General features: G+C 35.5%; 21 protein-coding genes and 1 pseudogene. 12 read left to right on the top strand and 10 right to left on the bottom strand.

Features of this window, described 5'->3' with window-relative positions:
- Window positions 1-16 precede the first annotated feature (16 nt).
- The 3 genes from MHH96_RS04110 to argS all read left to right on the top strand — a co-directional run bounded on the left by MHH96_RS04110 (window position 17) and on the right by argS (window position 3,386).
- A complete protein-coding gene (locus MHH96_RS04110; RefSeq protein ID WP_047940780.1) occupies window positions 17-1,117 on the top strand; it encodes an SH3 domain-containing protein in 1,101 nt (366 codons plus the stop codon).
- Between the two features lie 152 nt (window positions 1,118-1,269).
- Window positions 1,270-1,713, top strand: a complete 444-nt coding sequence (locus MHH96_RS04105) for a DUF1934 domain-containing protein (RefSeq protein WP_341116767.1) — start codon at window positions 1,270-1,272, stop codon at window positions 1,711-1,713.
- Window positions 1,714-1,715: 2 nt separating this feature from the next.
- On the top strand, window positions 1,716-3,386 hold the full coding sequence (gene argS / locus MHH96_RS04100; protein ID WP_047940778.1) for an arginine--tRNA ligase: 1,671 nt from the start codon (window positions 1,716-1,718) through the stop codon (window positions 3,384-3,386).
- A gap of 301 nt (window positions 3,387-3,687) precedes the next feature.
- Here the strand turns inward: argS and MHH96_RS04095 are convergent, their stop codons facing one another.
- Genes MHH96_RS04095 through MHH96_RS04070 form a run of 6 tightly spaced genes read right to left on the bottom strand, consistent with a single transcriptional unit; the run spans window position 3,688 to window position 8,483 of the window.
- Window positions 3,688-5,070: a HAMP domain-containing histidine kinase gene (locus MHH96_RS04095; RefSeq protein WP_341116765.1), complete on the bottom strand. Its 1,383-nt coding sequence runs from the start codon at window positions 5,068-5,070 to the stop codon at window positions 3,688-3,690.
- Window positions 5,061-5,723: a response regulator transcription factor gene (locus MHH96_RS04090; RefSeq protein WP_047940776.1), complete on the bottom strand. Its 663-nt coding sequence runs from the start codon at window positions 5,721-5,723 to the stop codon at window positions 5,061-5,063. Before MHH96_RS04090 ends, MHH96_RS04095 begins: the two co-directional genes overlap by 10 nt.
- A 17-nt stretch (window positions 5,724-5,740) precedes the next feature.
- A complete protein-coding gene (locus MHH96_RS04085) occupies window positions 5,741-6,493 on the bottom strand; it encodes a lantibiotic immunity ABC transporter MutG family permease subunit (protein WP_235850582.1) in 753 nt (250 codons plus the stop codon).
- A gap of 13 nt (window positions 6,494-6,506) precedes the next feature.
- Window positions 6,507-7,262 carry a lantibiotic immunity ABC transporter MutE/EpiE family permease subunit gene (locus tag MHH96_RS04080; protein ID WP_047940774.1) on the bottom strand — a complete coding sequence of 252 codons (756 nt, stop codon included), beginning with the start codon at window positions 7,260-7,262 and terminating at the stop codon, window positions 6,507-6,509.
- The gene (locus tag MHH96_RS04075; protein ID WP_047940773.1) at window positions 7,259-7,975 is read right to left on the bottom strand and encodes a lantibiotic protection ABC transporter ATP-binding protein; all 717 of its coding nucleotides are present in this window, start codon (window positions 7,973-7,975) and stop codon (window positions 7,259-7,261) included. Before MHH96_RS04075 ends, MHH96_RS04080 begins: the two co-directional genes overlap by 4 nt.
- Before the next feature lie 13 nt (window positions 7,976-7,988).
- Complete coding sequence (locus MHH96_RS04070) at window positions 7,989-8,483, bottom strand: NisI/SpaI family lantibiotic immunity lipoprotein (protein ID WP_047940772.1); 495 nt, start codon at window positions 8,481-8,483, stop codon at window positions 7,989-7,991.
- 530 nt (window positions 8,484-9,013) lie between these two features.
- Here MHH96_RS04070 and MHH96_RS04065 point away from each other — a divergent pair.
- Window positions 9,014-9,128, top strand: a pseudogene (locus tag MHH96_RS04065) (transcriptional regulator); the annotation flags it as partial.
- A 144-nt stretch (window positions 9,129-9,272) separates the two neighbouring features.
- Here MHH96_RS04065 and MHH96_RS04060 read toward each other — a convergent pair.
- The gene (locus MHH96_RS04060; RefSeq protein WP_341116759.1) at window positions 9,273-10,430 is read right to left on the bottom strand and encodes an ABC transporter permease; all 1,158 of its coding nucleotides are present in this window, start codon (window positions 10,428-10,430) and stop codon (window positions 9,273-9,275) included.
- Window positions 10,420-11,172, bottom strand: a complete 753-nt coding sequence (locus MHH96_RS04055) for an ATP-binding cassette domain-containing protein (protein ID WP_047940769.1) — start codon at window positions 11,170-11,172, stop codon at window positions 10,420-10,422. The genes MHH96_RS04060 and MHH96_RS04055 overlap by 11 nt, the downstream gene beginning before the upstream one ends.
- A 234-nt stretch (window positions 11,173-11,406) precedes the next feature.
- Here MHH96_RS04055 and MHH96_RS04050 point away from each other — a divergent pair, with 234 nt between their 5' ends.
- Together MHH96_RS04050 and MHH96_RS04045 are read left to right on the top strand one after the other, a co-directional pair.
- The gene (locus MHH96_RS04050) at window positions 11,407-12,105 is read left to right on the top strand and encodes a LytR/AlgR family response regulator transcription factor (protein ID WP_095258223.1); all 699 of its coding nucleotides are present in this window, start codon (window positions 11,407-11,409) and stop codon (window positions 12,103-12,105) included.
- A 10-nt stretch (window positions 12,106-12,115) separates the two neighbouring features.
- A complete protein-coding gene (locus MHH96_RS04045) occupies window positions 12,116-13,120 on the top strand; it encodes a sensor histidine kinase (protein ID WP_053215586.1) in 1,005 nt (334 codons plus the stop codon).
- Between the two features lie 229 nt (window positions 13,121-13,349).
- On the opposite strand, the gene cls is transcribed toward MHH96_RS04045, so the two are convergent.
- On the bottom strand, window positions 13,350-14,552 hold the full coding sequence (gene cls, locus MHH96_RS04040) for a cardiolipin synthase (RefSeq protein ID WP_047940768.1): 1,203 nt from the start codon (window positions 14,550-14,552) through the stop codon (window positions 13,350-13,352).
- Between the two features lie 639 nt (window positions 14,553-15,191).
- On the opposite strand from cls, the gene rpoE reads away from it, so the two are divergent.
- A complete protein-coding gene (rpoE, locus tag MHH96_RS04035; RefSeq protein ID WP_047940766.1) occupies window positions 15,192-15,761 on the top strand; it encodes a DNA-directed RNA polymerase subunit delta in 570 nt (189 codons plus the stop codon).
- Between the two features lie 242 nt (window positions 15,762-16,003).
- Window positions 16,004-17,608: a CTP synthase gene (locus MHH96_RS04030; RefSeq protein WP_047940764.1), complete on the top strand. Its 1,605-nt coding sequence runs from the start codon at window positions 16,004-16,006 to the stop codon at window positions 17,606-17,608.
- A gap of 97 nt (window positions 17,609-17,705) precedes the next feature.
- Here MHH96_RS04030 and MHH96_RS04025 read toward each other — a convergent pair whose 3' ends face one another.
- Complete coding sequence (locus MHH96_RS04025; RefSeq protein ID WP_047940763.1) at window positions 17,706-18,236, bottom strand: DUF2529 domain-containing protein; 531 nt, start codon at window positions 18,234-18,236, stop codon at window positions 17,706-17,708.
- Window positions 18,237-18,430: 194 nt separating this feature from the next.
- Between MHH96_RS04025 and MHH96_RS04020 the strand changes: the two genes are divergently transcribed.
- The 4 genes from MHH96_RS04020 (at window position 18,431) to MHH96_RS04005 (ending at window position 21,865) form a co-directional block, all read left to right on the top strand.
- Window positions 18,431-18,793: a response regulator gene (locus MHH96_RS04020; protein ID WP_047940762.1), complete on the top strand. Its 363-nt coding sequence runs from the start codon at window positions 18,431-18,433 to the stop codon at window positions 18,791-18,793.
- Window positions 18,794-19,207: 414 nt separating this feature from the next.
- Window positions 19,208-20,065 carry a class II fructose-bisphosphate aldolase gene (locus MHH96_RS04015; RefSeq protein WP_047940761.1) on the top strand — a complete coding sequence of 286 codons (858 nt, stop codon included), beginning with the start codon at window positions 19,208-19,210 and terminating at the stop codon, window positions 20,063-20,065.
- A 121-nt stretch (window positions 20,066-20,186) separates the two neighbouring features.
- Window positions 20,187-20,318 (top strand): hypothetical protein, encoded by a 132-nt coding sequence (locus tag MHH96_RS04010; RefSeq protein ID WP_268874793.1) that lies wholly within the window; start codon window positions 20,187-20,189, stop codon window positions 20,316-20,318.
- Between the two features lie 260 nt (window positions 20,319-20,578).
- The gene (locus tag MHH96_RS04005; RefSeq protein ID WP_047940760.1) at window positions 20,579-21,865 is read left to right on the top strand and encodes a UDP-N-acetylglucosamine 1-carboxyvinyltransferase; all 1,287 of its coding nucleotides are present in this window, start codon (window positions 20,579-20,581) and stop codon (window positions 21,863-21,865) included.
- Window positions 21,866-22,559: the final 694 nt, after the last annotated feature.

Here is a 22,559-nt window from a genome sequence, read left to right as displayed (position 1 = left end):
AGGGAGAAGGATGAAAATGGGGAAAAGGATTTTTGTTCTACTAGTAGGGGTAATGGTTTTATTTGCGGGCTTTCATTCAGTAAATACGGTACAAGCTGCTAGTAAAAAAACGAAATATGTGACAGCAAGCACTCTTAATATAAGAAGTGGTCCAGGTACTTCTTATAAAGTAGTGATAACCGTTAAGAAAAATCAGGCTGTAACAGTAACCCAAACAAAAGGGTCTTGGGATAAAGTGACAGTTGGAAAGAAAACAGGCTGGGCTTCTAACAAATATTTAACGACAAAAAAGCCAGCAGCAAAGGCAACGACATCTACAAAAACGATGTATGTTACAGCAAGTACGTTAAATGTGAGAAGTGGTACAGGAACCAACTATAAAGTAGTTGCGACAGTCAAAAAAAATCAATCTTTAAAAGTATCACAAACAAAGGGATCTTGGAGCAAGGTAACAGTGGGCAGCAAAACAGGCTGGGCATCAAGTAAATACCTAACAACCAAAAAACCCGCAGAACCAAAAAATTTAGCAGCTGGCCTAAAAACAGTAGGAAAGAATAAACAATTGATTCTTGTTACTTCAAATGGCTATAATATATCCTCTGCTGAGATTCGCACTTTTGAAAAAAATAAAAAGGGTGAATGGATTCCGGTTTTAACGACAACTGGACATATTGGGAAATATGGCTTTACTTCAAATATGAGTGAAGGCGGAAAAAAATCACCCATTGGGAAGTTTACGATCGGAACAGCGTTTGGTACACAAAAAAATCCTGGGACAAAATTACCTTATCGAAAGATAACCAATGATGATGTTTGGGTAGATGATCCGAAATCTAAGCTATATAACACATGGCAGTCGAAAAAGGTAACAAAAGGTCAATGGAAAAGTGCCGAAAATATGAATGTGCCGGCATACAAATATGGATTTGTTATTGACTACAATACAAAGCGAGTTCCTAATAAAGGAAGCGCAATTTTCTTCCATATTGCAAATAGTTATACGCTAGGCTGTACAGCAACTTCAGAAGCAAACGTTGTGAAGGTTTTAAAATGGCTGGATCCATCTAAAAATCCTGTGATTATCCAAACACCAATCAAGGAACTAAGCAACTATTAAAGCGAAAACCTGCAGATTGTACTGTAGGTTTTTTACATATAGGGTTATGTCAAGAGAGAATATCTTCGTTCTTTTGCGAACCATCTTGCACTTCCCCTTTAAAAAATTTATACTTATAAAGTTACACAGTAAATGAAAAGGAAGTGTTGTCGTTGTCTCAACCATCAGGGCAACAAGTGCCTGTAAAATTACACGTTACAACACATATATATAACGGGAAAAATAAAGAAAGTATTGAGTGGATTGGGTTTGGTCAATACTTAGAAAAAGATACTAGTAAATATATAAAATATGAAGAAATCATAGAAGAAGGTACCATCAAAACAATTATTAAAATCACAGAAAAGGAAGGATTAATCCTTCGAAGTGGAGCAGTCAAAATGCGCCTTCCTTTTCTTATTAATAAACAAAAGGTCGGCAGCTACGAAAGTCCTTACGGTGTATTTCAGCTAGTTACCGATACAAAGAGACTGGCGCTAGAAGTGGAACAGCAAGCAACCACAGGTTCATTAGATATTTTATATGATTTAAAGATGCAAGGAAGCGATAATGGAACCTATCATATGACTATTTCATTTAAGGAGGAGACAGAGTAAAAATGAATATTGTAGATCAAATAAAGGACAAGCTAAAGGAAGAAATTAAACAAAGTGTCATAAAAGCTGGATTAGCAGCAGAAGAACAAATTCCCGAAGTAATATTGGAGTTGCCAAAGGATAAAGCCCATGGTGATTATTCTACAAATATGGCGATGCAATTAGCGAGAGTTGCCAAAAAAGCGCCAAGAATGATTGCAGAGGCGATTATTGAGAATTTCGATCAAACGAAAGCTTCTATTAAAAAAGTTGAAATAGCAGGTCCTGGTTTTATTAATTTTTATATGGATAACAGCTATCTAACGGATTTAATTCCAACTATCCTTAAAGCAGGAGAGCAATATGGACAAACTACAGTTGGAAATAATGAAAAAGTACAAGTGGAGTTTGTTTCAGCTAACCCAACTGGCGACCTTCACTTAGGTCATGCGCGTGGGGCGGCTGTAGGAGATTCTCTTTGCAATATCTTAGATAAAGCTGGCTATGATGTTTCAAGAGAATACTATATTAATGATGCTGGTAACCAAATTAATAACTTAGCATTATCGGTAGAAGCGCGTTATTTCCAAGCATTAGGGATGGAAAAAGAAATGCCGCAAGATGGCTATCATGGAGAAGACATTATCGGAATCGGGAAAAAGCTAGCAGAGGAATATGGGGATAAGTATGTCCATGTTTCAGAACAGGAACGTTTTGACTTCTTCCGTGAATACGGTCTGAAGTATGAAATGGCTAAATTAAAACAAGATTTAGAAGATTTCCGTGTGAAATTTGATGTGTGGTTCTCCGAAACATCTCTTTATCAAAATGGAAAGATTGATATAGCGTTAAACAAATTAAAGGAAAATGGCTATATTTTTGAACAGGATGGAGCGACATGGTTACGTTCTACTGATTTTGAAGATGATAAAGACCGTGTGCTTATTAAAAATGACGGCTCTTTTACGTACTTATTGCCAGACATCGCATATCATAAGGATAAATTAGATAGAGGCTTTGAAAAGCTTATTAATATTTGGGGTGCAGACCATCATGGTTACATTCCTCGTATGAAAGCTGCAATCCAAGCATTAGGATATAACAAAGAAGCATTAGAAGTGGAAATTATTCAGCTTGTTCACTTATATAAAAATGGCGAAAAAATGAAGATGAGTAAGCGTACAGGGAAAGCTGTAACAATGAGAGACTTAGTAGAAGAAGTAGGGCTAGATGCAACTCGTTATTTCTTCGCCATGAGAAGTGCGGATACGCATTTAGATTTTGACTTAGATCTCGCTGTATCCCAATCGAATGAAAACCCAGTATATTATGCACAATATGCCCATGCTCGTATTTCAAGTATCTTGAGACAAGGAAAGGAACAAGGAATAGAGCTGACCGATGAGCTGAATGCTGCACTAATTACGGCGGAAAAGGAATTTGACTTATTAAAGAAATTAGGAGAGTTCCCGCAGGCAGTAGGAGAAGCAGCATTAAAGAGAATGCCGCACCGTATTACGAATTATATTTACGATTTGGCATCAACTTTCCATAGCTTCTATAACGCTGAAAAAGTTTTAGATGCAGATAACTTAGAAAGAACAAAAGCACGTTTAGCATTAATCCAAGCAACGCAAATCACATTAAGAAATGCCTTGGCGCTTATTGGCGTATCTGCACCAGAAAAAATGTAATAAATCAAAAGGAGGAAAGCGAAAATAGATGCTTTCCTCCTTTTAATAGGTTATTTCTTCAACATTGCAAGGTATTCGATTTTTTTCTTTTGGTATTAAAAAAGGTAAGGAGAAGAGATTTAACATTTTCCTATTCCTATAATACTCTTCAGTATTTGTAAGATCATATAAGAAATAAATAACGAGATGATGAAATTGAGTATTATATTAGCATTGCTGGCAGCTTCGATCATCATCAGCATTTTTATTTGGCTTTATACCGCGCGAAGCATTACAACCCACGTCCAGATAGGGCGTGGGGTTAATGATTTCTATATAAGGGTATTTTCACTCGCACTTCTCCGCCGCCCTCTATCGTGTTTCCAAGAGTCAGTTCTCCATTATGGAGATTCACAGCATTTTTTGCGAAGGTCAACCCCATTCCATAATGACCTTTAGACTGACGGGCCTTGTCATCCATGTAAAAAAGTTCTGTTGCTTTTTTTAGCCCGCTTTCCGAAAATCCATTTCCTGTGTCTTTTACCAAAAAGTAAAGAGTATCAGAATCGCATTCCGCATGCACCGAGACAGTCCCATCTTCTGGTGTATAATCAACCGCGTTTGTTAAAATATTCAATAACGCTCTATGTAACAGCTGCCAGTCAATTTCCGCCTCTTTCTTGAGATTTTCTTTTTTAAATGAAATAGTTATTTTCTTATTTCCTTTATAGGCGGATATATCTTTCTGCAGAGTTTCTGTCAGCTTATCTATAAAGGCTTTCTCCAAATGAATAGTTAAGGAATCCTCCGTTCTTGAAAGATAAATAAGCTGAGAAATATATTGTTCAATTTGATTTCCTGCTCCAAGAATATACTTTGTATACTCAGCTTGTTCTTCGTTTTGAATAGATAAGCTGAGTAATTCAGCATTTCCTTTAATAATGGTAATCGGGATTTTGATATCATGTGCCAAAGCACCAATTTGCTCTTTCTTATTTTTTTCTAACCGCCACTGGGCCTCGAGTGATGACCGAAGAGCATCTCTCATTTCAATTAAGGAGTCAATTACATCATCAAATTCCTTAATATGTGTAAATTCGGGGGTGAACTGCAAATTTTGCTCTTTTATATATCGAGTAATTACATTCAGTGTTTCAAAATGTTTTCTTAATCTATTAGCAAAGTACGTTGTTATAATAGAAATGTCTATAATGAGCAAGATTATCAAAATACTGATACTCGTTAATTCATAATTAGGAAGGTATTTTCTTAATAAAGGTGAGCTGAAATCTGCCCGTAATGAATATTGCAAAATACAATACTCATTTTTTCTTTCTATAATCAAATATCCTTTTTGTTTATAATTGACATACGTTTTTTTTTCAAGCTTCTTTTTTACCAGGTTCAGATCTGTTTCTTTAATAGTTCCAGCTGTTTTTTGTTTTGTTTCTTTATCTAGGAGGGCAAATGACATCGTATCAGGAATCACATCAGCAGTTACTTTATCTACATGTTCCAGCTTCGGCGCAAGTTTCTCTGCTTCTTGTTCATTATAATTTGCTGGATGTGAGAAGCCCATATTCATAGCGATGGTATTCATAAATAAATAGAGCAGAGCAAGTACAATCAAACTAATACATAACGCAGCTATATACTTTATCAGTTCTCTAAGAAGTGTTTTTTGGCCATTAAAATTTATTCCCATTTGTACCCGAATCCCCATACCGTTTTGATAGGGTCTGCATTATGCTCTTTACATTTTCTGCGAATCGTTCTGATAAACTCAGTAATTGTTGAATACAAGGCATTCCCCTCAAGTCCATATATCTCCTCGTAAATTTGTTCTCTTGAAAAAGTTCTCCCTTTATGTTGAGCTAAAAATTCAAATATTTTATATTCATTTTTTGTTAAGTTAAGTTTTTGATTATTGATAAATACTTCTTTACTATCAAAATGAAATAAAAAACCAGAGATGACTCTTTTCGATTGATGTTTGTCTCTCCGTTCCCTTCTTAAGTGAGCATTAACTCTAGCACTAAGCTCTCTAACGCCGAACGGCTTTGTAATATAATCATCTCCGCCAGTAATGAGGCCTTTGATTATCGCTTCCTCTTCAGTTTTAGCCGTGAGGAATAATATGGGACAATCCACCAAAGGCCGTATCTGTTTACATAGCTCAAAACCGTCAATGTCCGGCATCATAACATCAAGCAAAATTAAATCATATCCTTGAAATAAATCAGGCGGCTGGCCTTTAACACGATCTAAAGTGTCGACTTTATGCTGATCACGGCGCAAAATATTTTGTATCAGTGCAAGAATATCTTTTTCATCATCGACAGCAAGGATTTTTGCCATTTTCCATCCCCCTCATGCTATTCAAACGTTTTTCTGCCTTCCCATCTGCTAAACCATATTAGACTGGCAATAATTATACATACTGTACCAAAAACAACAATAAATACCGCTGAATTTATTTCATGCATTAATAAAGAATAATTCCCTTTTTCTATAAAATGGAGAACCCCATTTAAACCTGATAATCTAATACTCCAAGCCCAAGGGTTATATTTCCATATCGCATCTCCTAATCCAGTATTCATGAGAGCTGTCAAAAGCAGGCCCGCTCCGCCTATCAGAACAGAAGCACCCATTCCAAACATACAGCTGATAAAAAAATAAATAACATATAGAACGACACTGCCCGCAACCAGCCAGGCAGCACCTGTTATAAAAATATCATAAGGCAAATCCGGCACATTTAAAATAAATGTTAATCCCATTATATAAAGGAAAAGCGCTATGCCAATTGAGCAAAGTTCCATGAGAAGAAGCATTAACATTTTACTGGCATAAGCAATAATTTTCGGAGATGTGCCTCCCAGCAACACTTGGAATTTTCCAGCCTGTTCTTCTAAAGATGCGGTCATGCCGCATAAAACCCCTATGAGCAGCGGTAATGCAATAGCAATAGCTTCCATAAAAGATTTATACAAATGAAATTGGCTTTGGTCTCTTCCATAAAAATACAGGATTAACACACCTGAACAAACTATAGGGATAATGAAATGCAGCCACATAAAGGAGGTGTGCCTGTTTTTTTGAAAATCAGCTTGTAAACACCTCAAAAGCAGTCCCACTTTACATCGCCCCCTGCTTTTTTCTTCTGTAATCAATGGAAGGAGCAAATGAACGGCTGGTTAAAAACGCTATTAACAAAAATAATAGTACAGAAATCAATATAGCGGGAGGGACGACCATCCAACTCAACAAAGGATTATTTTTTTCAAGCAACAGACCGTTAGGGTGAATACCTATTGTTGGACACATCATTCGGATTGGCCAGCTCCACGGAATAAACCACCAAAAAGAGCGAGATGCCGGCATTATTCCCAAAACAAATGTTCCTATGAGATTTAACATTACTGCTATTGTAAGACCCCACTTTTTGGCAACAAATAAACAAAGTGGAATTTGCCAAAGGCTTGTTACCCAAAGCAATAAACTTGCGGCAACTGTAGAAAGCGTAACAATGGCAAAATCAGCTAAAACGAATCCCATAAGTAACATAAACACTAAAAATACAATTTGAGATAATAACGAATAAACCATAATAATGACAATCTTAGAATACCATAATCTCCCCAAATCAATAGGCAATGAATATGTGCCATTATAATTAGAGGCTTTTTTTTCTTTTTGATGAGATAACGAGCAAAGTAAAGCAATCATCACTGGCATAAAAATAATAGACCACCAGTTAAAAGTACCGGAAACAAAAAATTGAATGTTCATTAAAAAAGAAAAACCTATATTAAGGAGCGGTACAAAGATAATCATTTTTCTAGAAAAAGTCCGTTTAAACTTCAGGTTTTCGGCCTTCATATAATTTATCATCTTTTTACACCCTCTTTTTCACGGCTTGCCTTTACAACTTCCATAAACAAATGCTCTAAATCATCAGTCTTATTTATTTCGCCCTGGTATCCAAGGTGACCGCCGATGATAATCCCAATATGATCTGCTATTTGCTCTACTTCTGAAAGGATATGACTAGATAAAATCACGGTTATTCCTTCTTGAGGAAAAGAGCGGATAAGGTCTCGGAGCTCCTGAATACCGATTGGATCTAGCCCGTTCGTAGGCTCATCAAGAATTAATAATTTAGGATGATTTAATAAAGCAATAGCAATCCCCAGCCGCTGCCTCATCCCCATAGAAAACTGGCCTGCTCTTTTCTCACCAGTATGCTGCATATCTACAGTCTTTAGCACACTGTGTATACGCTCTTCAGATAGGCCCAGCAGCGTGGCATGTACTTTTACATTTTCAAATGCTGTTAAATTATCGTAAATGGGCGGAGCTTCTATTAAAGATCCAATATTTTGCAAATCAGAACGATCCCATTTATGTCCGTCGAAGAAAACCTCACCAGAAGTCTTCCGTAAAATTCCTGTCAATATTTTAAGTGTTGTCGATTTCCCAGCTCCATTTGGTCCAAGCAGACCATAAATGCTGTTTTTTTGAACAGTTAGTGAAACATCTGAAACAGCTGTTTCCTTGCCAAACTTTTTTGTAAGACTTTTGGTTTCTAATAGGACTGCACTCATTTCACACTCTCCCTTATTCCTTTTCATTCTTAATCAAAACCGCCCGATAATACTCGTGATTAAACTCAACGATGATTTCATCTTTGGCATCGACGTCTTCGTTTGCACTGTAAACCTTCCCATATCGTAAAGGTTTTTTCTCTCTGATATCATCAGGGTCAAGAGAGATATACGGTTCTTTCAGTTCTTCTTCCGACCATCTCTTTCCGTCGCTATCTACAAAGAAAGTTTTGCCTATTGCCCCTATGACTTTTCCTTTTGTGTCTTCATCAACTTTATCTTTCAGCTGATAAAGTTTTTCGTTGTAGACCACTTGAGCGAATTTTCCCTTAGCAATCAAACTCTCCATTGTTTCAGCTGTTTCGTTTTCGTTACCCTCAGTAAAATGCATTGTTTTTTTTGTTTCTTCAATGGTTTTATCTTTAAACTTTGTTAATGATTGACATGCAGATAACATAAGTAAAACAATAAAACAGCATGAAATGTTTATACATCTTCTTAAAAACATATACACCACCTCAATCTTATGACTTTTCCCCCTGTGCGTGTCTATGTGGGATGTTGATTATTCTAGAATACTTTTATCAAAATTTAATCAAGATACATTTCTAACTGGAAACTCAAAACATTTGGGCTACTGGCAATACGATCGACTTGTCCAAATAAAAAGGGGGATAGATGAGATTCAAATATATTTTCTTTCTCAAAATTTTTGTGTCTTGATCAATAAAGGTTTTTTAATATCCCAATACTTGTTCAATAAATAATCTTTAAGGTTATACAATTTTAATTCTTTAAAAGAAAAATTATGTGGAGTATATAAATGATATCCAAGATTTTCTTTCTGCACTGCCTGTTTCCAAAGTATAAAAAATTCCTGCTGTCCAATTTTCAAGAAATAAAATAGAGAAATGACTGGAATCACCAATAAGGATAGTTTAGACTTTGGATTCCATGACATAAAAAACGTAATTAAAAGTATAGAAAATAGATTATTCAAGAACGGAAGGGGAGGAAAGTGCCGGTAGAAAGAAATAGATTAGACGTGATTACGTCTTGCAGTATTATGGTCAAAAACGATTATTCCCTTAATCAGCTTGCGCTGGAAATCGGAGTCTTACCCGCCGCATTGAGCCGCTTGCTAAATGGAGAAAGTGAAGTGTATTCAGGCTGCGGCTGATCACCACAGACCCTTTTTCTTAAAAATTAATTAAACCCCGAACAATTATACGAATATTTTTTTTAGTGTGTACGTATAATTATTCGGGGTTATATTTGATTGAAATACTTATTATGCTTAATTAATAACCCACTTATCCTTTAAAAATAGCATTCTGCCAATCAGAAAGGAAATAACGATAAAGACTAAATTTGATCCTAGGGTAAGAAGCAAATGCTGATAAATTATTTCCCCGAATATTAACTCTTTTAGAGTGCTAAATACATTAACAAAAGGAATAATAAAATGGTTAGTAGTTAATTCATTTATTCCAGTAGTTGATAAAAGCATCATTGGAAAAATAGTCAGAAGCAGTATCGGTGTGCTATAGCTTTGAGCCTCTTTAATCGTCTTACCAATAATACTAGTAATCATAAGCAATGAAGCAATTAACATAGAGTAAATAATCGTCATAACCAAAGCGAATAAGATAATTAATGCAAAATTATCATGCACAGGAACAGCATTTTTTAAATTTTCCGTAAAAAAGGCAATTTCAAGCACAACTACCAGCAAAGTGATCAAACCAGTTAAAACCCCAATGGTGGTGATAGTTAACCATTTAGAAATAACTAAAGTTGAACGCTTTACGGGAGTCATTAATAATGCCTCCATTGTTTTCTTTTCTTTTTCTCCTGCAAACAGATCCGCAGCGGCAGGAGAAGCTCCGACTCCTAAAGCTAATGATAGGATTAATGGAATAAGCATAGCGACTAAATTAATGGTTGGGTCCTCTGCAGAAATTTCTTGTTGTTCAATAGAGAAAGGCTGTACAATCGAACTTTCGACACCTGCTTCATTTAATCGTTCTGTTACCACCATCTTTTCGTATTCATTTAATGCATTCATAACAATCGAAAGTAACGTAGAAGATTTTTCACTAAAGGAATCTCCAATGAGAACGATATTGGTATTTTCTCCTTGGCTGAGTTTTGCGCTAAAACCATTCTCTATCAGTATGGCAGCCTGTGCATCTCCGTCTTTTACCATTTTTTCGGGATTATCAGAATCTATTAATTCAATGTTTGTATAAGCAGCTAAATTAGCTTTCATCTCTTCGTTTATATTTGTTGGAATGGCTAATTGGTAGGTGTCTCCTTCATCACTAGATACTAACTTTTCATAAAAGAGGATTAAGCCTGTCATCATAATAATCGGTAAGAAAACGGAAAGTAGTAATGTGCGTCTATCGCGAAATGAATCCTTTAATTCTTTTAAAAATAATTTAAATAGCATATGTGTTTCCTCCTCTAACTAATTTACTCATAAAGATGTAGTTTAGGTCCTGGCTGCCTTCCGCTTTGTATAAATCTTCAAGCTTTCCATGATAGACAAGCTCTCCTTTGTGTATCATAGCAACGCTATCACAAAGCAACGCTACTTCTTCCATAATGTGGCTGGAAAATAATATGGTTTTTCCTTCTCTTTTTAATTGATGAACAAGCTGGCGGAATACATTTGAAGCAGTAATATCCAAGCCTGTTGTAGGTTCATCAAAAAGAATAATTTCGGGGTCATGAATAATCGCTCGTGCAATCGCCACTTTTTGTCTCATCCCTTTAGAAAAGCCGCCAACCTTGCGATTTAAATAATCTCTCATTCCAAACATCCTAGAAAGCTCATCGATTCTTACCTTTGTTTCATGTTTTCCTAATCCGTATAGATTAGCAAAGTACTCCAAATTCTCTCTTGCAGTTAATCGCTCATAAAGACCAGTTTCTCCACCGAATAGAACACCAATTTTTTGTTTAATTTCATTTGGGTTTTTCTTTGTATCATATTGATCAACCGTTATAGTTCCTTCTGTTGGTTGAATAAGGGTGGCAATGGAACGTAGAAGCGTCGTCTTGCCTGCTCCATTCTCTCCAAGTAAAGCAATTGTTTCTCCTTTTTTTATGGAAAATGACACGTGTTTCAGGGCTGTTACAGAAGTTTTTTTATCTTGGAATTTTTTAGTAACCGTTTGAATTGTTATCATACTCTTTCACCTCGTATTGGTTTCGTTACATTTATCATAATCGGAGAGCCTCTTTTTTTCTGCCATTATGTCACGAAAATGGCTTTTCATGTCGTGAAAAGGGAGGATACCGCATATAGGAATACTTGTGGGGATGGAAAATGCGGTGAAACCCATCCGAACGTAGAGAAATCATGGTAAAATAAAAAGGGTAATTTCTGTCAGTATTTGTGGGGATGAAGGGAGAAAGAAAAGTTGAGAGTTGGTTTAGTTGATGACCGTATGATTGATCTAGATAAATTAATAGGCATTGTTTCCGGTATTCCTGATGTTGAGATTATCTTCTCAACACTTTCTGCGGAAGAGGCTTATACGGAAATAAAAAAAGAAAGCATTGATTTGTTAATTGCGGATATTGAAATGCCAGGTTTATCGGGATATGAATTAGCGGACATTATTCATTCTCATGCTTTGAATATTTTGGTCATTTTTGTAACAGGTACTAGTGGCTATGCTGTTCATGCCTTTGAACTGAACGTCCATGACTATATTATGAAGCCTTATAATAAGGAGCGGCTTACCCAATCGGTACACCGAGCATTAGAAAAGACAAAGTCTACAGAGATTGCTGGAAGACTTTATATTAAGCAAAAGAGTGAAATTCACATTATCCAAAAGAAGGATATTGTTTTTATTGAACGATCTGGAAGGTCAACAACCATTTATACAAAAGCAGAAGCGATCAAAACATATCAAACGTTAAATGAATTAGAGGGAGAACTGAGAGAAAGAGATTTTATTCGCTCCCATCGATCCTTTATTATAAACATTCATTATGTTAAAAATTTTTCTCTTTATGCAAAGAACTCTTATGCTGTAGCATTCGAAGGATTAGAGGAAAAGGCATTGATTACAAAGGAAAAGGTAGATTTTCTTCAGGAAAATTATTTTTAAAGAGGTATATATGATTAATAATAACCATTTTTATTGGCTGCTTATTGCTGTCTATAGCACCATACATAGCAAAATAGTAATCGACCACGTAAGTTTTTCAGTGCAAGCATATTGGATCTTTGCATTCTTTGTGGGAATATGCTTTGTTTTTTCGAAATATTTACATCAAGATAAAGCTGTTATTACTTCCAGCTTAGAAGTTCTCTTCTGGCTTGTACAATCATTGGTTTTGCTTTTGCATATTCAGGTTACTTTCACATACTGGAATATATTATTCCTGCTGTTGTTTGTACTAATAGAAATAGTGCGGTTTATGATTGGAGGAAAAATCTTTTCACTACAACAGGCAAAAGAGTCCTACGAGAAGGAGATAAGCCAATATAATGAACTTTTTCAAGTAGTGCGCAGCGAAAGACATGATTTTTTAAAGCATATTTCAGCTGTGCATTTTATGCTGGAAAAAGAGGGTTCCTCCCATGCTAAGTGTTATTTAGACGAACTGGTAGAAGGATATGAAGAAACAAATCTATCTATAAAAGGGGAAAGTGGATCTGTAGCCTCTGTCTTGCATAGAGTTTATAAGCAGGCGGTTCAGGAAAATATCGCGCTAAAATATGATTTTGATATACCTTTATCGACGTTGCCGATGAAAGAAAAGGATATCGTCGGTTTAGTAGGAAATTTATTGTCTAATAGCTTAGAAGCAAGTCGAGAATGGCAGCAAGAGTATCAACGAGAGGCCCATATTACTATTCGGCTATCCAAAAGAAGTGGGCTTTATTTACTGACATGCAAAAATGACTGCTTGCCTATTCCAGTTTCCATCTTAGACTCTTTATATAAGAAATTTGGTAAGTCGACGAAGATGGGGAAAGAACGAGGATATGGAACAAGAATCATCCTTGATATCGTGAAGAAGCATTGTGGCTATCTTGATTACACCTATAAGGAAGAATCATTTTTTGTCAAAATAAAAATACCAGTCATAAAAAACAGTAACGATGTTTATGATTGATTGGATATTGGTTGCAAATCCGAAGCAGCTTAGGGGTAGCCCATGGAAAGTGAATGGTATTCCGTCTGCGGAAAATAACTACAAAATAATTCTTTTTTAAAAATAAAGACCCAAACAGTCACAAGAAGTTTTATTTACTTCTTGTGATTGTTTGGGGTTATGTTTAGCTGGAATACTTATATTCCGGGCATGTCTTTACAAAACGTCTAGGGATAGTTCCGTAATGTGTTTATAGAAATGGAGCGAAAAGGCGGGCTATCCATTCTTTTAGCTTACTTCTCATTGTAATGGTATCTAAACCTTCAAGAGATAACTCCTTTGCCTGCTGTAAATCCTCTGTTGTAATCTTGTTCATTCTTTCTATAAAGCCTTGGTCGTAGATACAACAATTTAACTCATGATTTAAAAAGATACTGCGTCTATCAAAATTGGCTGAACCAATAATGATAATTTCATTATCAATATTAATTAATTTACCATGAAAAAAACCATTCATATACTGATAAACACTTGCTCCATGTGCAAGCAATGTACGTAAATAAGGAAAAGAAGCCTCCTTGACCAATAAATGATCAGCCTTATCTGGAATAAGGATAGTAATGGAAATATTTCTATGTAATGCTCTTAGTAACTCGCTTGTTATTTGTTTACTAGGTATAAAATAAGGAGTGGTAATTAAAAGAGAACTTTTGCAGTTTTTTATGACATGACAGACTATTTCTTCTAAGTAAACCCCTTGTGTAGGAATTATTTGATGCCTAGATGCTCCCTTTTTTTGCACAGGAAAATATATTCGATTTTGCAGTAGATTTATCTTTGAAGCTTTTAACCAATCCATTAAAAATTCTCGCTGTAAGTCATCGACCCCTTCGCCAATCAATTTAAGATGATAGTCACGCCACGGGCTCAATTTAATATTGGCATGAATATAATCCTTGCCAATATTAAAGCCGCCCATAAAACCAACTTTACCATCAATAATAGCAATTTTTCTATGGTTTCTAACCTGCAAGGAATAAAATAGATAAGGGAAAGATGGAAGCTGGCAAAAAGCAAACTGAATACCAGCCTTTTTTAATTCTTCCCTAACTTTTCTTCTTATTTTATAACTTCCTAACCAATCTAAAATAAGACGCACTTCCACTCCTTCATGTGCTTTTGATTTTAAAAGATTGAGAAACTCTTTGGAAATACTGTCTGTTTTAATAGTATAAAAAAGAATATGGACATGATCAGTAGCCTCTTCAATTGCTTGAAAGAGGGCTGGAAAAAGCTCCGTTCCGTCCGAGTAAATGTGAAAGTCACTATATCTAAAAGGATGATTTTTTCGATTGATTTTTTGGTGCTGAGCTCTCTTACCTAATTGAAAGTCCAGGTAAAGAAGGAAAATGAGTATGGCAATAATGCTTAGGATAATCAAGAATGTCTTCATTCATAATGCCCTCCTTAGAAGGATAGTATTGCCGATATTCCCTTCCTTTCATACCTTGCTTGGTAATGTCCGTAGAGATTGCTATTCATCAAAATTACAATAAATGATGGGAGAGAAAAGAAAAAATAGAGTATAGACTTGCGCACCCCTTGATAGAATCGTTATCCTAGAAGTAAGAATATTCTACATTTAGTTGGGATGGATTAGCAGTGCGGAAATTATGGATATGGATGGGAATACCTGTATATATGGTGGTGTTTACTTTCCTTTATAAGCATCACTTAGGTTCCATTGGCTTCTTTCTTTTATCCCTTCTGTTTTTTAAACTAGCTAAGAACAAACATTCAAAAATAATGGGAAAAGAGAAGGAAAACTTTTATTTTGAAGAAAAGTTAAATAAACCTTAACTAGAACTAGCATATTCACCTAAAATTTGTTTATAATGGAGAATATGTATTTTTACTATTTTAGTTAAAGCTCTTTTCAAAAGGCATTAAAATAGGTTATAGGATTTATTGCAGAATGATCAACAAAAGCATAGAAAAATAATAAACTCCCGAAAAGTGAAACTTCCACCTGAATTTCAGTCCGAGCTTTCAGGAAAGGGATAAGAGTAGATAAGAAAGGAAGTGCAAAAGAATGAGTGTTGATAAATACACACAAGAAGAACTAAAAGAAATGTCGCTAATTGATGTAGCACATGAAATTATGAATGGTGGTAAAACACCTTATGCGTTTAATGAACTAATGGATGAAGTAGCAAAATTAGTTGGGTTAAGTGAAGAAGAGGTTAATGAAAAAATAGCACAATTATATACAGATGTTAATATTGATGGTCGCTTCTTATCATTAGGAGACAATCGTTGGGGGCTTCGTTTATGGTATCCTGTAGATAAGTCAGAAGAAGATGTCGTAACAGTCACAAAACCGAAGAAGAAGAAAGCGAAAAAAGCTGTCGATGATGACTTCGATGATTTTGATAGCCTAGATGAAGATGACGATTTTGATGACTTTGATGCTGATCTAGATGACGAAGAGCTTCTAGATGAGGATGAGGATTTAGATGAAGAAGATGATGATCTACTAGATGACGATTTGTCAGAAGATGATGATGACTTCGATGAAGATTATGAAATCGATGACGATGACCTTGATGAGGATGACGAGGAAGACGACGACGAATTTGATGACGAGGATGAGGATAAATAATCTCCTAGTCTTGACATTTAGAGTCGTTGCTAGTAAAATCTTTTTTGGGCTCCTTAAAAAGAGGAACGAACTAAAATTCGCTAAATATAGCGCTCCCTTACTTTTAGAAAGTAAGTGGAGCGCTTTTTATTTTTTAGTAAAGAAAGTAAATAGCAATCGTTTCATACCCCTCTAAAAAAATTAGTTAATTCGTCTTAAATAAAGAGGAATTGGAGCAAACTTAAATCAAGGGGGATTATATAATGACAAAATATATTTTTGTAACAGGTGGAGTAGTATCTTCACTAGGAAAAGGTATTACAGCAGCATCACTAGGACGCTTGCTCAAAAATCGTGGTGTAAGTGTAACGATTCAAAAGTTTGACCCGTATATCAATGTGGATCCTGGTACAATGAGTCCATATCAGCATGGAGAAGTGTTTGTAACAGATGATGGTGCAGAAACGGACTTAGACTTAGGACACTATGAGCGTTTTATTGATATCAATTTAACGAAATATAATAATGTGACAACAGGAAAAATCTATTCTACTGTATTAAGAAAAGAACGTAGAGGAGATTATCTTGGCGGTACAGTGCAAGTAATTCCACACATTACCAATGAGATCAAAGAACGAGTATTTAGAGCTGGTCGTGAAACGAATGCAGATGTAGTAATTACAGAAATCGGCGGAACGGTTGGAGACATCGAATCCTTACCATTCTTAGAAGCTATTCGTCAAATTAAAAGTGATATTGGTCGTGACAATGTTATGTATATTCATTGTACATTGGTACCATACATCAAAGCTGCAGGGGAAATGAAAACTAAACCAACACAACATAGTGTAAAAGAGCTGCGCAGCTTAGGAATTCAGCCAAATGTGATTGTAGTAAGAACAGAAAAACCTATTTCTGAAGATATGAAGGATAAAATTGCTTTATTCTGTGATATAGACAATAAATCTGTTATTGAGTGTCGTGATGCAGATACACTTTATACTATTCCATTAGCTCTTCAAGAGCAAAATCTTGATCAAATTGTATGTGATCATTTAAAGCTTAAATGTCAAGAAGCAGATATGACAGAATGGATTGAACTAGTAGATCGCGTTCGTCATCTTTCTAAAACAACAAAAATTGCCCTTGTTGGTAAATATGTTGAATTACAAGATGCTTATATTTCTGTAGTAGAAGCTTTAAAACATGCTGGATATGCATATGATGCTGACATTGAGATCGATTGGATCAATGCAGAGCAGGTAACGAAAGAAAATGTCCAAGAATTATTACAAGATGCAGATGGAATTCTTGTACCAGGAGGATTCGGAGACCGTGGCGTGGAAGGGAAAATCCTTGCAACGCAATATGCACGTGAACAGAAGGTTCCTTTCTTTGGAATTTGCTTAGGTATGCAGGTAGCATCTATCGAATTTGCTCGTAATGTTTTAGGTTGGAATGATGCTCATTCTTCTGAAATTAACGAAGCAACAACGCATCCAGTTATTGACCTTCTGCCAGAACAGAAGGATGTGGAAGATTTAGGTGGAACACTTCGTTTAGGTTTATATCCATGTAAATTAAAAGAAGATACTAGAGCATATGAAGCATATCAAGACGAGGTAATTTATGAGAGACATCGTCATCGTTATGAGTTCAATAATCAATATCGTCAAGAGATGGAAAATGCAGGATTTGTATTCTCAGGAACTAGCCCAGATGGCCGTTTAGTGGAAATTGTTGAATTAAAAGATCATCCTTGGTTTGTTGCTTCTCAATTCCACCCAGAATTTATCTCGAGACCAACTCGCCCGCAACCTCTTTTCCGTGAGTTTGTTGGTGCATCTATCCGCTTAGCAGAAAAATAAAGTTTAGGGCAAACTTAAAAAAGAGGCTATTCCACTTATTTGGAAAAGTCTCTTTTTTGTAATGTTTTCTAACATTTAATGTAATAGTCATTCTTCTTTATAAATCATATTCTTTGAGAATTTCATCGGTTGTAAATTTAATGCCATGATAAATAAAAAGAGCAGCAATTAACGATGGATAGCCATATCGCTTTCCTTCATCGTCAGGCAATAAGCCTTTAGAAAGTCTTAAGTCGATAGAAACATCTGCGAAGTCAATCAGTGATTCGATATCAGGATTGGTAATGGAACAGATGGAAATAAAGGGAACTTGAGCATCGTATAGCTGTTTAGCAAATGTGTTTATTTCTTCCTCTTCATTTGTTCGAGCAAAAAGAATAAACCGATCGTTTGAGGTAATAGATTCAAGCGGTGTATTTGCCCATTCTTCTGTATTTGGCATTGGCTCCATCCCAGTTGTTGCTTCTGCTATTACTCCAGCCATTTCATTTGTGGCATAGAAATAAATCTTCCCGTCACTGACAATGGCTTGTGCTAATAGTCTTGAACTGTCTTCGATTGCTTCCTCTTCTTTCTCATGCAATCTTTTAAATAGCCCACTTAGTTGAGTGGAAAACATTTTAAGCAAGTTTGAAAACCTCCATTTTATTAAATTAAAACAGTAATTTGCTTCATATAGTAGATAATTATAATTAAATTGAAGGAAAAGGTAAAATTTAAGGGGATTAGCAGGAAAAAACGACTAAATAGTAGAAAAAGATAAAGTATGATAAAAACGAGAGAATACATACATATAACTTGACTTAGAAGGGAAGGTTCCTTATGAAAGGGAAAATATTAATTGTTGATGATCAATTCGGCATTAGAATCCTTTTGAATGAAGTTTTTCAAAAGGAAGGCTATAAGACGTTCCAAGCTGCAAATGGGAATCAGGCGTTAGAAATTGTGACAAGAGAATCACCTGATTTAGTGCTGCTTGATATGAAAATTCCAGGAATGGATGGAATTGAAATTTTAAAACGAATGAAAAAGCTTAATCAAGATATTCGTGTGATTATCATGACAGCTTATGGAGAACTTGATATGATTCAAGAAGCGAAGGACCTTGGTGCCTTAACGCATTTTGCTAAACCGTTTGATATTGATGATTTGAGAGAGGCTGTTAAGAAGTACATTAATCATTAATCGCCATATTTTATACATATTTATTAGCCAGATAGTCCTTATATGTTTTCCCTTATCTCTAAAAATGTAGTTTCTGTTTAGAAGCTATTGTTTTTTTGAAATCTAAATCTGTGATGTTTCTTACTAAGCCATTATAGGTCATATTTCCAATGCTTTTTCTATAGTTTATAAGTGGATTTAGAATTAAAGTGCTTTCATTCGTCAAAAAGTATATTAATTTGTGACAAAATAGAAAAAAAAGCTTGAACGATAGCATTTCTTGTTTTATTTTGGTATGATTACAATTGAGTTTTTAAATGGAATGATTCGTTTTATTTTACTTGAGGTATTATATACATATTCAACTTTCCTTTGGGAATTTTAATAAAGATTCTCTTGTAAAAAAGAACGATCATTAAATAAGGAGGAAGAAATATGCCTTTAGTTTCAATGAAAGACATGTTAAACAAAGCAAAAGCAGAAGGCTATGCTGTTGGTCAATTTAACTTAAATAATCTTGAGTTTACTCAAGCAATTCTTCAAGCTGCAGAAGAAGAAAAATCTCCAGTTATTCTTGGGGTTTCTGAAGGTGCTGGCCGTTATATGGGTGGCTTCAAAACTGTTGTTAAAATGGTAGAAGGTTTAATGGAAGACTATAACATCACAGTTCCTGTTGCTATTCATTTAGATCACGGTTCAAGTTTCGAAAAATGTAAAGAAGCTATCGATGCTGGCTTTACATCTGTAATGATCGATGCTTCTCACCATCCATTTGATGAGAACGTTGAGATTACTTCTAAAGTAGTAGAATATGCACATGCTAAAGGTGTTTCTGTAGAAGCAGAACTTGGTACTGTTGGTGGACAAGAAGATGACGTTGTAGCTGAAGGTGTAATTTATGCTGATGCTAACGAATGTGTTGAACTTGTTAAACGTACTGGCATTGACACTTTAGCTCCTGCTTTAGGATCTGTTCACGGTCCTTACAAAGGTGAGCCTAACTTAGGTTTTAAAGAAATGGAAGAAATCGGCAACTTAACTGGTTTACCATTAGTATTACACGGTGGTACTGGTATCCCAACAAAAGATATCACAAAAGCTATTTCTTTAGGAACAGCTAAAATCAACGTTAACACTGAAAACCAAATTGCTTCTGCTAAAGCTGTTCGCGAAACATTAGCTGCTAAACCAGAAGAATATGATCCACGTAAATACTTAGGACCTGCTCGTGATGCGATTAAAGCAACTGTAATCGGCAAAATCAAAGAATTTGGTTCTTCTAATAAAGCATAATTTTATCTAAAGGAAAGAGAGGATATCTTTTAGGGGAAGGCCCTTAAAGGATATCCTCTTTTTTATGGAATATTTCTAAAAAGATGTTTTTGTTAGAGGTAAAAGGAGATACTTGTAAAGAATGGAACAAATAAATACCTCGAAAAATAACTTCCATATTTATATTTCAAAAGGGATACTAGCAAGCAGCTTTCAGTTGATTAGCGAATTACCAAAGATTATCATGACTGGTTTATGGAAAAAGCGTATATGAAAGTTGAAGATTCATAGTACCAGATAAATGCCAATAAATTGGTTCGAGTATCATGATGCCTTATATAGGTAATACTAAAAATGTTTGTACTTTGTTAACACAATAGAATGTAAAGTTCATACATATATACTTTTCCATTGAGTCTTAATATTTGGTATAATAAGTAACAGTAATTCAAACAAGATTCTACATCCAAGCCTCATCTTGATTAACTTATAGCAGAATTCGTACTTTTGCATTGGCTTAGAAGGGAGCTAGAAATGGAAAAACTTATGATTGCAGGTGGATCACCTTTAAAAGGAACGGTTAGAGTTAGTGGTGCAAAAAATAGTGCAGTGGCACTTATACCAGCAACCATTTTAGCTGAATCTCCCGTTACTATTGAGGGACTGCCTGACATTTCAGATGTTCAGATATTAAAAGAGATTATGGAAGAGTTAGGTGGAACGGTATCTATATCAGAGTCTGATATAACAATTGATCCCTCTTCTATGATTTCTATGCCTATGCCGAATGGGAAGGTAAAAAAATTGCGTGCTTCTTATTATTTAATGGGAGCCATGCTAGGACGATTTAAAAAGGCGGTAATTGGCTTACCTGGTGGCTGTCATCTAGGACCAAGACCGATAGATCAGCATATTAAAGGATTTGAAGCACTTGGTGCACAGGTTACAAATGAACAAGGAGCCATTTATCTTCGAGCAGATGAGTTAAGGGGAGCAAGAATTTACTTAGATGTAGTAAGCGTCGGGGCAACAATCAATATTATGCTTGCAGCAGTACGAGCAAAGGGGAAAACCATCATCGAAAATGCTGCTAAAGAACCGGAAATTATTGATGTGGCAACACTTTTAACCAATATGGGAGCGAAAATAAAAGGTGCAGGAACTGATGTAATTCGGATTGAAGGGGTAGATCATCTTCATGGTTGCCGTCACACTATTATTCCGGATCGAATCGAGGCTGGTACTTATATTATAATTGGAGCAGCAGTTGGAGATGGTGTGCTTGTGGATAATGTGATCCCTCAACATTTAGAGTCTCTAATTGCGAAATTAAGAGAGATGGGAGTCTCGATTGAATCAAGTGATGAACAAGTGTTTATCAGCTCCAATAACTCTTTGAAACCAGTAGATATAAAAACACTTGTATATCCTGGGTTTCCAACAGATCTTCAGCAGCCATTCACGTCCCTTTTAACAAAGACAAATGGTACAAGTATGGTTACAGATACAATTTACGGTGCAAGATTTAAACATATTGATGAGCTGCGTCGAATGAATGCCGCAATAAAAGTTGAGGGACGATCTGCCATTATTAATGGCCCTGTTCATTTGCAAGGTGCCAAAGTAAAAGCAAGTGATTTACGTGCTGGTGCATCCTTAGTAATAGCAGGGCTTATGGCAGATGGAGTGACAGAAATTACGGGTCTTGAGCATATTGATAGAGGGTACAGCCATATAGTGGAAAAACTTACTGGTTTAGGCGCGACAATATGGCGAGAAAAGATGACCGAAGAGGAATATGAACAAATAAATAATGGCTAAGCTATAATGAACTAGTAAAGCGCCGTGTTATTCATTAAGAATCATGTGTAGAACCTTTTTCTATTTATTAGCCAATATAGGAGAACAGAGGGAGGAAGTTCCCTCTGTTCTAGATTCATTAAAAACTTTTTGGAAAAAGAATTTGAACGGAAATAAGTCTAATAAACCATTCATACGTAAGATTTTCGCTATAAAAGGGGTGTAGGGACCATCCTTTTAAATTTGCTTTGTGAAAAAATAAATGTCCTCCAAAACGGGAATATTCATTAAGCTTCCTCCATACCTTCCTTTTCGAACGACCCTAAAAAAAGAAGGATGAAAACGAAACTTCATCCATATTCCGCTTCCATTATGGAGTGGACAAGTGTTGGTAAAAAAATTCTTGTTGCACATTTTTCGTAGATGGAGGTAAAATAGAGATTGCTTTTAATTGATTCTCGTTGAAGCTAATAGAAACCTGAAGGATAAAATAAAAACTCCTCTTAAGATAAATTTATATTCAAATCAAGGCTCCTTCCGCTGTATTGAAAGAAAGCCATTCTTATGAAAAAAGTTATAAGAAAATGAAAGTATACGATTTATCGATAGCTGGAGAAGAAGCAGGATTCTTCTTTTCCATCCTTCACTTTAATTATTTCTCGCATCAAAATTTCTCTTCACAAAAAGCGTTCGCCTCAAACAGAAGAAAAACCTT

It is taken from the genome of Niallia sp. FSL K6-0212, from assembly GCF_038007605.1.
Lineage (GTDB): Bacteria > Bacillota > Bacilli > Bacillales > Cytobacillaceae > Niallia > Niallia circulans.
The sequence above is the reverse complement of the archived record's forward strand: the minus strand, read 5'-3'. Positions and strand labels throughout refer to the sequence as shown.

Excerpts from the sequence above, each read along its gene's own strand:
- MHH96_RS04110 (WP_047940780.1), top strand. The coding sequence starts at position 17 with ATGGGGAAAAGGATTTTTGTTCTACTAGTAGGGGTAATGGTTTTATTT.
- argS (WP_047940778.1), top strand. The coding sequence starts at position 1,716 with ATGAATATTGTAGATCAAATAAAGGACAAGCTAAAGGAAGAAATTAAA.
- MHH96_RS04095 (WP_341116765.1), bottom strand. The coding sequence starts at position 5,070 with ATGGGAATAAATTTTAATGGCCAAAAAACACTTCTTAGAGAACTGATA.
- MHH96_RS04090 (WP_047940776.1), bottom strand. The coding sequence starts at position 5,723 with ATGGCAAAAATCCTTGCTGTCGATGATGAAAAAGATATTCTTGCACTG.
- MHH96_RS04080 (WP_047940774.1), bottom strand. The coding sequence starts at position 7,262 with ATGATAAATTATATGAAGGCCGAAAACCTGAAGTTTAAACGGACTTTT.
- MHH96_RS04075 (WP_047940773.1), bottom strand. The coding sequence starts at position 7,975 with ATGAGTGCAGTCCTATTAGAAACCAAAAGTCTTACAAAAAAGTTTGGC.
- MHH96_RS04070 (WP_047940772.1), bottom strand. The coding sequence starts at position 8,483 with ATGTTTTTAAGAAGATGTATAAACATTTCATGCTGTTTTATTGTTTTA.
- MHH96_RS04060 (WP_341116759.1), bottom strand. The coding sequence starts at position 10,430 with ATGCTATTTAAATTATTTTTAAAAGAATTAAAGGATTCATTTCGCGAT.
- MHH96_RS04055 (WP_047940769.1), bottom strand. The coding sequence starts at position 11,172 with ATGATAACAATTCAAACGGTTACTAAAAAATTCCAAGATAAAAAAACT.
- MHH96_RS04045 (WP_053215586.1), top strand. The coding sequence starts at position 12,116 with ATGATTAATAATAACCATTTTTATTGGCTGCTTATTGCTGTCTATAGC.
- cls (WP_047940768.1), bottom strand. The coding sequence starts at position 14,552 with ATGAAGACATTCTTGATTATCCTAAGCATTATTGCCATACTCATTTTC.
- rpoE (WP_047940766.1), top strand. The coding sequence starts at position 15,192 with ATGAGTGTTGATAAATACACACAAGAAGAACTAAAAGAAATGTCGCTA.
- MHH96_RS04030 (WP_047940764.1), top strand. The coding sequence starts at position 16,004 with ATGACAAAATATATTTTTGTAACAGGTGGAGTAGTATCTTCACTAGGA.
- MHH96_RS04020 (WP_047940762.1), top strand. The coding sequence starts at position 18,431 with ATGAAAGGGAAAATATTAATTGTTGATGATCAATTCGGCATTAGAATC.
- MHH96_RS04015 (WP_047940761.1), top strand. The coding sequence starts at position 19,208 with ATGCCTTTAGTTTCAATGAAAGACATGTTAAACAAAGCAAAAGCAGAA.
- MHH96_RS04010 (WP_268874793.1), top strand. The coding sequence starts at position 20,187 with ATGGAACAAATAAATACCTCGAAAAATAACTTCCATATTTATATTTCA.
- MHH96_RS04005 (WP_047940760.1), top strand. The coding sequence starts at position 20,579 with ATGGAAAAACTTATGATTGCAGGTGGATCACCTTTAAAAGGAACGGTT.